The organism is Bartonella sp. TS82HLJMH (genome assembly GCF_042193495.1).
GTDB lineage: Bacteria > Pseudomonadota > Alphaproteobacteria > Rhizobiales > Rhizobiaceae > Bartonella > Bartonella grahamii.
In genome coordinates this window covers 180,882-192,372 of record NZ_JBHILU010000002.1, presented here as the reverse complement: position 1 = coordinate 192,372, position 11,491 = coordinate 180,882, and the positions used below count along the sequence as shown (strand labels likewise).

Genomic DNA, 11,491 nt, shown 5'->3' with positions numbered 1-11,491 from the left:
ATAAGTGGGGTAGCAGATGGAATTCTCTGAGAGAAATTGATTTATCTATAGAGAAAGTGAAACTTTGTCTTTTAAGGAGAAAAAGGGAAATAAGAATTATGATTTCCAAAGGGATATGAAATAAAAATATTTTTGTTTTTTGTTGTTTTGGCAACTATGAAGGTGTTTAAAGATTAATTGTTTCAGTACATGAAATCTCGTTTTGGGGGTTGATAATGCTATAACGTTGCAATTGGCAGTGCCATTGATTTTGTAAGCGTTCAATGGAAAATAAATTAAAGCCTGCGGGTGGTTTTTTATCACCAAAAGCTTGCGATGCGGAAGGAACACCAACAATAGGAATTTTTTTAATTGGTCCTTCAATGTAATTCAATGTGGGTAAATGAGTATGTCCGTGAAGAATAAGTTCGCAACCGTGAGATTTGATAACGTCTAGAAAACGTTTTATATCTCGTAGTTTTTTATGCCAAGATGTTGCCTTGGGAAAGGGGGGATGGTGAATCATGACGACACGAAAAAGGTTACGCTGTGCTGCTTCCTTTAAAAAGAGCGGTAAAGTTTGCGCTTGCATTTTACCAAAGTAACCAGAAGCTTGAAAAGGTGGTGTCGCGATGGCTGAAGAAGTTGCTATGATGGCGACATTTTTGCGAATGCGCATATAAGGAAAAAGAACGGCGCTTTTTTGAGGAACGTCACCTGTGATCCAAGGTTTAAAAAGAGTACATGCTTTTTGAAAAGCACCGCGGACATAGGCGTCATGATTTCCAAATGTCAAGGAAATATCTTGAGGTTGTCCTAAGTTAAGCAGCCAACGATGTGCTTGTTCAAATTCCTTATCTAGAGCAAGATTCACAAGATCACCAGAGATCACAAGATGATCAGGTTTTTTTTTGTTCAAGGCATCTATTAAAGTTTCTAGGACATTTGTTACCATTTGACTCTTACGTTTTCTTTGCCAATTCAGATAACCGGTAAGACGCTTTCCAGAAAGTTCAAAAAGGGAAGGTTGCGGGAGAGGGGAAAGATGTACATCCGATATATGGGCAAGATAAAACATAAAAGCTCGTAGAGTATTAAAAATAATTTAGAGAATAAACATAAGATAAGTTGATACTTAAAGGCAAGAAGGATTGTAAAATGAAAAATAGCTTGTTGAAAATGTGAGAAAATTCTTTGAAGAATTAACGCTGTATTGTATTTTTGAAAAAAACAGCATAATATAACATATCATTTTTGGCAACCGATATATCTTTTGTATGATGGGATAAACTTTAAAATGATGGTTATAAAGTTTTAAGACTTTTAAACAGCTTTTATACGACCACACATTATCGTAAAAAAATCTAATTATTCAGCATAAAATGCAAAAGAATGTATTGTATTTATCAGAAATTTTTACAGTTTTGGGCTGCCATGTATTGTTTTTAATGGGAGATTTTTTCACACAAAACAGAACGATTCAAGAGGAATATCCCAAATAAAATATCATTGTGTTGTACATTCATATATTGGTTTTGAAGAGATATTTCCAAGCGCGCTTGATCCCATTTCATGAAAGCTTTCAATGCTATGAAAAGCCTCATGTATAAGGCTTGTTATGCGCCAGCATCTTTATATATTTATACAAGGTGAAAAGTAAAACCATCATACTATTCCTTCCCAATTTTATAAAAATCCTTGCTTTAAGAGGATTCATAAGAGGTACTTTACTCTCTTCTTCAATGGTTTTTATTCATACAGACCTCTTTTAATGATGTGCAAGCGAGTGATTTTAACTAATTTAATATAGAAAGTATTACAAAAAAGAAAAATCTTACAGGGAATAATGAATTCAATATGACAATAATGATAAATTATCATTATAGATCAATGTTTTTATCTAATTGTAAAAGACAAGAAAATACACAAAAAAATAAGCTGAATTTTAAGACTATTATACGAAATTTCAGATTTTTCAACGGCTTTCACGATACCACATGCTGCTCAACAGTAAAAGGCAAGCAAGCAGTGCCAAGAAACTAGAAAATATCGAAAAATAAAAGGTATTAATTAAACGGGTTTCTGTCGCTTCTTTCAGAACAATTGAATGTGCTGGGGAAGAAGACGGGTTTATTTTTGATTGAATCAGCTTGAATGGAGGAAGATGAATGTTTTCTTTTCCCTCAGGGTGTAACCGTCCGATGTAACCACCGGTGTGCTTAATAATGGGGGCTAGTTTTTCTTGTGTTGAAATTAAGTCAAACAATTCAAGATTATCGAGCATCCCTACAGAAGAAAGTATTGTTAAATCGCCATTTTTAATGGTAAAAATTCCTGTTTCATCAGTAGTCCTAGTTGCGCTGAAGAGACCTTCTTGCTCTTTGGTGAGAGTGATATGTTCTTTTTTTCCAGAAGGAAAGGTAATTTCAGCGGGTTCTGGATGGTCTTTTAGAGTTTGGCGGTGAATTGTTAAATGATGATGGCTGCTGGTTGCACTTAATTTTTCTTCCTCAAGCTCTGGTTCTTTCATGAGCCAATGGGCAATACGACGATAAAGAGCTGCATAAGGACCGCCGCCTTCAAAACCTCGTGCCCAAAGCCAACTTTCATCGGAGAGCAACATGCCTACACGTCCTTTATCAACATGCGCGAGAAGTAAAAGTGGTTGTTCATCGGCTCCTTTCATGAGAGCGATTCCGTTATTTATGTTTTGAATAGTAATTTGTCGCAACCATTGCCCCCATTGAGAAGCTGGAAGGTTAAGTGTTGCAAGACCCCTTGTGACAGGATGACGCTCACCTTCTTTGGTTAATGTGGGGCGAAAAGGCTTTTCAATAATAGTTCCATTGGGCAATGCCGGTAGAATGCTTATTAAAGGTGTTTTCGCAAGTGAGTTGTTTTTTGTAAATTCAGGTCCTGTTACCATTAGCAATGCACCCCCCTTTTGTACATATTGGGCGATATAATCATAATAGATTAAGGGTAGAGCAGCAGAGTGCTGGTAGCCATCAAGGATGATGAGATCAAAGTTATTAATCTCTTCAACAAAGAGTTTTCTTGTCGGAAAGACCACCAAGGATAATTGGCTTAAGGGCGTATTATCTGCTTTGGTGGGAGGACGCAAAATAGTAAAGTGAACAAGATCAATATTGGAGTCACCTTTCAAAAGGTCTCGCCATGTCCGTTCTCCATTATAAGGAGCACCTGAAATAAGAAGAACGCGTAAATTTTCTCTGATTCCTTCAATGATTGTTATGGCGCGGTTGTTTTCAAAGCTTAGTTCACCTTTGTGTGGATCGGTTATTACTTGGATAATATTTTTTTCAGCATGAGGAAGGGTAATTTCAGTTTGAAAAATCACGCCAGGAGTTACAGAATAATGGCCAATGTCTTGTCCATTGACGCTTAGTGTAATATTTGCTTTCTGTGGTATTGTTTTTTTGGCGTGGCCTTTATCTTCTACCAAAATGGAGAGCGTTTGTGGTTTGTTGACAAGGGCGAAGCGTGGAGGAGAAATAAACTTGATTTGGCGATCAAATTCATCTGAGTGTCCTGTGATCAGAGCATTGAGAGGTGCTTTATGATGAAGGTCTGAAATGGAAGGTATGTCATGTACTTGTCCATCGGTGATAAAAATGGTTCCTGCATAACGAGAGGGCGGTACATCAGATACTGCTTGTGTTAAAGCATCAAACAAATTCGTTGAGGGTGCATACTGATTATCAGCAAGTTTTCCAGATTCAATAAAGCGTGGTTCAAATTGTGGATAATGCGCCAATGCTTGAGTTAATTGCGCGCGCGCTTCATCGCTGTCGTTTGTACGTGTTCCAAATGTTTGGCTTTTGCTGCGGTCAATGACAATTCCTACTGTACTTTTCAGTGGTTCGCGCTGTTCCCTTATGATCATTGGATTGAGCAAAGCAAGGATGAGGGCGCTTAATGCCACCAGACGAAATAAAGAACCTTGACGTTGCGTAACAAGACCAACAACGACAAAAAGCATTGATATTCCACATAAGAACAGAATCCAAATGAGTGGTAAAAAAGGCTGAAAAGTGAAAAATGATATCATTACCTTCTTTCTCTTTTAAAGCGTTCCAAGAGTGCTGGAACGTGAACTTGGTCCGCTTTATAGTTTCCTGTAAGAACATAAAGGACAATATTTAAACCTGCACGAAATGCCCATAGACGTTGCATTGGATCATTGGGAACAAGGGGATATTTCCATGTCCCTTTTTCATCGAGTGCCCAAGCTCCGGCAAAGTTATTGGCGGTGATGAGAAGAGAACTTACATTATCGCCGCTAGCAAGAGAATTTTTATTTTTTTTGTTTGTTGATGAGGATTCAATCCATAAAGGTGAACCACGGTAGAGACCAGGAAAATCTGGCATAATATAAAAAGAACGTGCAACAACATGATCCGTTGATGCTGGCTCAATGGATGGAATATTTAACTCTTTTAAGATATCTCGTAATCGTTGCGTTTCTGGAGTGGCATCTCCTTCAAGATTAAGATTGCTCTTTATCTGATCGCGCGTGTCAAATAAAATCGTTCCCCCATGTTTCATAAAGTTATTTATTTTTTCAAGACTTTTGGGGGTTGGTATAGGACTCTTAACATCAATTGGCCAGTAAATAAGAGGGTAAAAAGAGAGTTCATCTTTATCGAGATCAAGTGCTGTAACAGAGCCTGGGGTAAGCATTGTGCGCTCTGCAATAAATTGACTTAACGCTTCTAGACCACGTTTACTCGTTGTATCAATTTCATGATTATTGGTTATAACATAGGCAAGATGTGTTGCACCAGCAGCTTGTACACTATCATGATGATTTTCTTTCGTTTGTGCATGAAGAGTTGGATCATATGAAAACAAGGCAATAAGACTTATAAAAGGGAGGAGAAACATATTACGCCGTTTCATGAAAGAAAAAATATCTCCCATCCATAAAATGAGAAAATTGTCAAAGGCGAATAATAAGATGGCTAATCCTAAAAGTGGACCGATAAGATTTTTTTCTTTTGTATCGTAAGATAAAGGGCTTTTATTAAGAGAAGTTGGCAATAATGATTGTTTCATCAAGTGCGACGAATGAGTTAAGAGATTGAGTGCATAAAAATCGCTTTTGACACCATAAAGCCCTGGGGGAGTATTATAGGAAGGATGGGGTGGATTTTGAGCGTCAAAGACCAGTGGAACAACATCAGAGGGCGGTACTTGTAATTGTCCATCAGCGGTTATGGTTCGCCACGGGTTTTGTACTATTGTTCTTTTTTCTCTGTGTGTTAGGTTTGTGTTTTCGTTAGACCCTAATGTGATTAGTTTTTGCAACATTTGTGCAAAAAAGCCAGAAAGAGGAAGATTAGACCATGTGGGGTCAGGAGCAACATGAATGAGAATGATGGTTCCTTTACCACGTTTTGCTGCGGTAATAAGAGGCGTTCCATCCGAAAGGCTAAGCCACGTTTTTTCAAAAAGATCTGGGGTTGGTTCTGCGAGGATTTGGCGCGAGACAGTGACATCTTCTGGAAAAGGAAGATCAAAGAAAAAGCTATTTTTTGCAAAAGGGGCAAGCTTTTGTGGTTTCGTCCAAGACATAATACTTCCAAGGAAACGTTGCCCCTGACGTAGCGGTATCGGAAGGAGACTATCGTAATGTTCTGCACTACTGAGTTTTTCTCCTGCAAAGCGGATGAGTGTTCCCCCTTTATTCACAAAATCAGAAAGTTTTTTTTCTGCTTTTTCAGGCATGTTAACCATGTCGCTCATAATGAAAACAGATGGATTTTGTTTAAGCAAATAATCAATATCCATTGAAAGCTCTCTTCCACCGGCGGTTATAAGCTGTGTATATCCCTGTAATGCTTTGATAATGTAATAAAATGGAGAAAGTAAAGGCTGTGCCATTTCATTGGTATCGGGTGATAGAAGAGCAACACGGCTTATCCTGTTATGGCTGTCTACCAAGAAGGTTGCAGCAGCATGGTTTTGATTATTTATTTTTATCCAAGCGATATCATTGCGTAGTTCAAGTGGTACATCAAAAGGAACAAGAGCTGTTGTTTCTCCTTCAGAGAAATTTTTCGTAAATTGACCGAGAAGTTGATTATTTGAATCGTAGAGGTTGAGTGTAGCGGAAGTTTTGCCGTGTGTTGTTGAGCGGATAATACGCGCGACCATGCTTCCATTGTTATTTTCTACGGATGTTATGCCGATTAAATCGGAAATATCAGCCAAATACCATAAGAATTTTTCAGGTTTTAATTCTCCAAGCAAAGCAAAAGCTTGCTCATCTTCATTTGTTTGTAATCCATCACTTAAATAAGCAACATCAAGAGGTTTTCCTTTGGTTATTTTTCTGAGTTTTTTCAGTGCATGCACGCGGTTGACAGGCCAAGGACGCGGTTGCAAATGCATTAAATGCTGTTTTATAATCTTGGCCGGTTGCGGCTCTATATTGGAGATATCATTTTCAGCCGTTGCAATAAGATAAATATTTTTTTGCTGTTTTTCTGCCTGAGCAAGGAGCATTTCAGCGATAGAGATGCGCTTTTTCCATTCTTTTACAGAAACCCAACCATTATCAATAATGAGTGCAAGGGGTTGAGATCCGGAAAAGCTTATTGGGTTTTGATCCCACGTGGGACGTGCTAACGCTATGATAACAAGTGCCGCTATGGTTAAACGCAACAAGAGCAACCACCAAGGTGTATGTTTTGCTGTTTCCTGCTGATGAGTTGGTTTGGGTAAGAAGCGTAACGGAGGAAAAAGCTCTTTACGCGGAGATGGAGGAGTTATTCGTAACAGCCACCAAATGACCGGTAGGAACAAAAGCCCTAGTAACAGAAAGGGAGCAGCAAAACTCAAAGGGCCCTCCTTTTTTGCAATGGAGAGTCGCCCATTGTATTTGCAAGATGAAAAATGGTCTCTGTTAAAGGTTGATCCGTTGTACTAACGTGATAAGACCATCCTTGGCGTGCGCAAAAATTTGCCAATTCTTGTCGCCTTGCGTGATATAGTTTACAATAGCTCTTACGAAGATCTTCTGCTTTTGTGGAAACATGTTTCTCTTTCGTTTCAGGATCAAAAAATTCTGTGTGACCTGCGTAGGGAAAGCTTTCTTCTGCGGGATCAGAAATTTCAATTAAATGAGCTGTCACCTGTTTTGTAGTTAAAACGGTTAAATGTTGGATGATTTTTTCAGGATAGTCGAGAAAATCACTCATTATAACGACATGTGAAAAGCGTGTAATCGTTGAAAAATCCGGAAATGAATTTTTATCTGAATGATTTTCTAAAGCAAAGGCTATTCGCTCTACGACATTGGATGTCATTGTGGGGGACATTAAGTTTGGAATAGCAATATGTTCGCCACTGCGTGCAAGAAGTGATGCCAAGGTAAGGGTAAGAATAACGGCATGATTACCTTTAGAGATTTTAGAAAAGCGCGAACAGTAATGCATTGATGCGCTCTGATCAGGAAAGAGCCAAACGATTTGTGTCATTTGCCATTCGTGTTCGCGGAGATACGTATTTTCATCACGCGCTGAGCGACGCCAATCAATGCGGGTAATGGATTCTCCTTCAACATAGGGACGAAATTGCCAAAAGTTTTCCCCATTCCCGCGTTTACGTTGTCCATGCCATCCGGTTATCAGTGTATTAGCGATATGACGCGCTTGTAAAAGGAAATATGGCATTTTGCCAGTATCCTTATGCAGTTCATTTGCCAGCGACAATGGAGGCTTTTGTAAAACTTTTTTGCCAATAGCCATTCTAAAGAGCATCTTTCACAAGGTTATTGATAATATCTTTTACAGTTACATCTTCAGCACGGGCAGAAAAATTAAGAGCCATGCGGTGTTGTAATACGGGATAGGCCAATGCTTCAACATCATCAAGTGAGGGGGCTAAGCGTCCATAATAAAGAGCACGGGCGCGAACACAAAGTGAAAGGGCTTGTGATGCCCGTGGACCAGGTCCCCAAGAAACATAAGTATTAGCAAGGCTATTGTCTTTATGAGGGCGAGTTGAGCGGACAATTTTTAAAATAGCTTCGATCACATTTTCTGAAAGAGGCATTTTGCGAACGATATTTTGAATTTTTTGCAATTTTTTGGCGGATAAAATTGGTTTTGCATTTGATTTCTTTTCTTTTGTTGTTTCTAAAATGATCCGTCGCTCTGTTGTGAGGTCAGGATAGTCAATATCGATTTGCATCAAAAAGCGATCCAATTGTGCTTCAGGAAGTGGATAGGTCCCTTCTTGTTCGAGAGGGTTTTGCGTTGCAAGAACATGAAAAGGTTGTGGTAAATCATAACGGTTACCTGCAACAGTAACATGATATTCTTGCATAGCTTGTAAAAGGGCTGACTGTGTCCGTGGAGAAGCACGATTAATTTCATCGGCCATGAGAAGTTGCGTGAAAATAGGACCTTGAATGTATCGAAAAGAACGTTTACCGTCTTTATCGGAATCCATAATTTCAGAACCAATAATATCCGATGGCATTAAGTCAGGAGTAAATTGGATGCGTTTTTCATCAAGCCCTAAGACTGTTCCCAATGTTTCAACAAGACGTGTTTTTGCAAGCCCTGGAGCACCGACAAGAAGGGCGTGACCACCAGCAAAAATAGCGATTAAAGCATATTCGATTACCTGACTTTGCCCAAAAATAACTTTGTCAATTTCTTGTTGTAAAATATCCAATTCTTTGTGTGCTGTATCAATATCATCAATAATGACTTGAGCCTCATGATTGATATTGACCTTTTTTACAGAATTGGATGATGGATCATGTTGACTCATATTTCTTCCTTAAGGCGTTTGTCGCAAAAATGGTAATTTTCTCTGCATGATAATGGATATCTTATTGTTTGTAACAGAAAATGAGAAGAAAAGAAGTATCATATGCCATTTTTTTCATATTCGTATACAAGAAGAGAAAAGTTTTTTTGGAAGGAATAGACGTGTTTTATAAGGGATGTCTTAAAAATTTTGTTTTATGAAGAGAATTTTTTAAAGCAATGAAGATAACTTTTTTGAAAGGTTAAAGGGTGAATATAAGACAGGACTTCAAACAGGTTGCGTGGTTACAACAAAGGGATATTCAAACACTTCTTCGTGTTTTGTCTTTGGAGGGAGAAGAGGCGCGTATTGTAGGGGGAGCAGTGCGCAATCAACTGCTAGGGCAGCCTATTAGTGATATTGATATTGCAACAACCTGTTTGCCGCAACAGGTTATTGCACGTGTAGAAGAAGCAGGATTTAAAGCTATTCCTACAGGGATTGCTTTTGGTACAATAACAGTAGTTGCTCATTCATGTTCTTATGAGGTTACAACGCTTCGCTGCGATATTGAAACAGATGGTCGTCATGCAAAAGTGGCATTTGGTCGTGATTGGAAAAAAGATGCTGAACGGCGGGATTTTACGATAAATGCGCTTTATTGTGATGCTGCTGGCAATCTTTATGATGATGTAGGAGGTTTGAGTGATATTGCTAGCCGAACAGTTCGTTTTATTGGGGTTGCAGAAGATCGTATTTGCGAAGATTATTTGCGTATTTTACGTTTTTTTCGCTTTTTTGCGTGGTATGGAGCAGGGCGGCCTGATGTACAAGGATTGAAAGCATGTGTTAGTTTAAAACACGGTTTAAAAAAACTTTCTTCTGAACGTATTTGGGCAGAAATGAAAAAGCTTCTTGCGGCGTTTGATCCAACGCGTGCTCTTTTATGGATGCGACAAAGCAGAATTTTGGCACTCATTTTTCCTGAAACAGAACGATGGGGTATTGATGCAATTCACGCATTAGTGAAGACAGAACAGGCTCTTGGTTGGAAAATTGATTCATTGTTACGGCTAGAAAGCCTTCTTCCTCCTGATCCCATACGTCTTCATGAAATGGCACAGCGCTTGCATTTTTCTCATAAAGAAACAACACGATTAAAAAAATGGGCAGAGTTAGAAATAATAAACCAAAACTGTTCTGATCATTTTGTGCAAAAACTGATTTATTTTTATGGACGACAGCCAGTTTTAGATCAATTATCGTTGTCTGTCGCTGCATCACATCTCGATAACCTAGAAAAAAGTGATGCTTTGCAAAAAGCAGAGGATTATGTCAAGCTTCATCAGCTTGCCAAAAAATGGCAGATTCCAACTTTTCCCATTAATGGTAACGATTTAATAAAGAAAGGTTTTGCTAAAGGTGTGCTTTTAGGAAAAAAGCTTAAAGAGTTAGAAATGATATGGGTCGAAAGCGGATTTTTAATGGATCGTCATGCATTATTAGAAAAAATTGATTTATAATAATAATTCATTATTCGTCATGTGAAATAAGAGCTCCGAATATTGTAAGGTTATTTCAAACCTGTTCATATTACATCAATCAAAATTATAGCCTTACACGTTACAAGTGGGGAAGTCGTGTGAGGAAAAATGATTACAGAGAGAAAAAATGTCTTTTATGAACCATCTCAAAGATAAGGATTCTCGAAAGTGAAAACGAATAAAGAGAATAATGATAGCGGTTTGCACTTTATATGAGCATAAAGAGGGGAATGTCCAATGGATTTTTACTATGAGGAGTATTTAATCATTCATAGGTGGTGATATGAAATGGATGTGATGGGCACTAAGAAATATTTATTTTATCAGCACTTGATTGTTGGAAAATGATAGGCGTTATACGCTCTAACTGTTCTTTATATGTTGTATATTGTTTTTCGTAATAATTTATGGGTTTTTATAAGCATTCTGTAAGTTATTCCAAAAGTATTAGTGAACTTTATGCACTTTTAATTACTCATTATATTCTATAAAAAAGATTTTTTTAATTATTTAAAACCATATTTCATGCATTTTTATTGTTCTATTAATTATTTTAAGGGAATTGTTGTGTTTTTATAGATTACAGTTTCTTTCATGATAACCAATTTGGCGTAATGCTTCTCCCGTTGTTATGGCTACGCACATGGCGAGATTTAGAGAGCGTGCCTGTGGTTGCATGGGAATTTTCAATGTGTAATCGGCAGCTTCATGAACATAATCGGGAACCCCAGCTGTTTCACGACCAAAAAGTAAAACATCATTTTTTTGATAGCATATCTGCGTATAGCATGTTTTTGCTTTTGTACTTAAAAGCAACAGACGTCGGTTAAAATGTTTCATGGCGCTTATAAAATGTTGCCAATCAATGTGTCGTTCTAAGGAAGCATATTCGAGATAATCTAATCCTGCGCGTTTGAGATTACGATCCGACAGATTAAAGCCTGCGGGTTCAATAATGTGCACATGTAAACCAAAACAAGCGCTAAGACGTAAAATCGTTCCAGTATTACCAGCAATATCAGGTTGGAAAAGAGCTATATGAAGTGTCATGTTCTCTGTAATATGATTTTTCTTTCGACTTTGTAAAGAAGCGCCTCAATTTATTCGAAAAATATGTTTTGAGAAATACATGTTTTTTACGTTTAATTTTTATTCACTTTAAACTTCAGCGAAAAAGTTAT

The 11,491-nt window shown here is 37.9% G+C and carries 7 protein-coding genes; 1 reads left to right on the top strand and 6 read right to left on the bottom strand.

Annotated features, from left to right (window positions below):
• Positions 1-166: 166 nt before the first annotated feature.
• From ACFIKO_RS01735 to ACFIKO_RS01715, 5 genes are all read right to left on the bottom strand, one after another.
• Entirely contained in the window at positions 167-1,057 is an 891-nt protein-coding gene (locus ACFIKO_RS01735; RefSeq protein ID WP_375619345.1) for a metallophosphoesterase family protein, read from the bottom strand.
• A gap of 897 nt (positions 1,058-1,954) precedes the next feature.
• Positions 1,955-4,051, bottom strand: a complete 2,097-nt coding sequence (locus ACFIKO_RS01730; protein ID WP_375619346.1) for a glutamine amidotransferase — start codon at positions 4,049-4,051, stop codon at positions 1,955-1,957.
• Complete coding sequence (locus ACFIKO_RS01725; protein WP_375673124.1) at positions 4,051-6,846, bottom strand: DUF4159 domain-containing protein; 2,796 nt, start codon at positions 6,844-6,846, stop codon at positions 4,051-4,053. The genes ACFIKO_RS01730 and ACFIKO_RS01725 overlap by 1 nt, the downstream gene beginning before the upstream one ends.
• Positions 6,843-7,754, bottom strand: a complete 912-nt coding sequence (locus ACFIKO_RS01720) for a DUF58 domain-containing protein (protein ID WP_375619348.1) — start codon at positions 7,752-7,754, stop codon at positions 6,843-6,845. The genes ACFIKO_RS01725 and ACFIKO_RS01720 overlap by 4 nt, the downstream gene beginning before the upstream one ends.
• A 1-nt stretch (position 7,755) precedes the next feature.
• Positions 7,756-8,787: an AAA family ATPase gene (locus ACFIKO_RS01715; protein ID WP_375619349.1), complete on the bottom strand. Its 1,032-nt coding sequence runs from the start codon at positions 8,785-8,787 to the stop codon at positions 7,756-7,758.
• 248 nt (positions 8,788-9,035) lie between these two features.
• Between ACFIKO_RS01715 and ACFIKO_RS01710 the strand changes: the two genes are divergently transcribed.
• Entirely contained in the window at positions 9,036-10,289 is a 1,254-nt protein-coding gene (locus ACFIKO_RS01710; RefSeq protein ID WP_375619350.1) for a CCA tRNA nucleotidyltransferase, read from the top strand.
• Between the two features lie 594 nt (positions 10,290-10,883).
• Here the strand turns inward: ACFIKO_RS01710 and ACFIKO_RS01705 are convergent.
• Positions 10,884-11,360: a tRNA (cytidine(34)-2'-O)-methyltransferase gene (locus ACFIKO_RS01705; RefSeq protein WP_375619351.1), complete on the bottom strand. Its 477-nt coding sequence runs from the start codon at positions 11,358-11,360 to the stop codon at positions 10,884-10,886.
• Positions 11,361-11,491 lie beyond the last annotated feature (131 nt).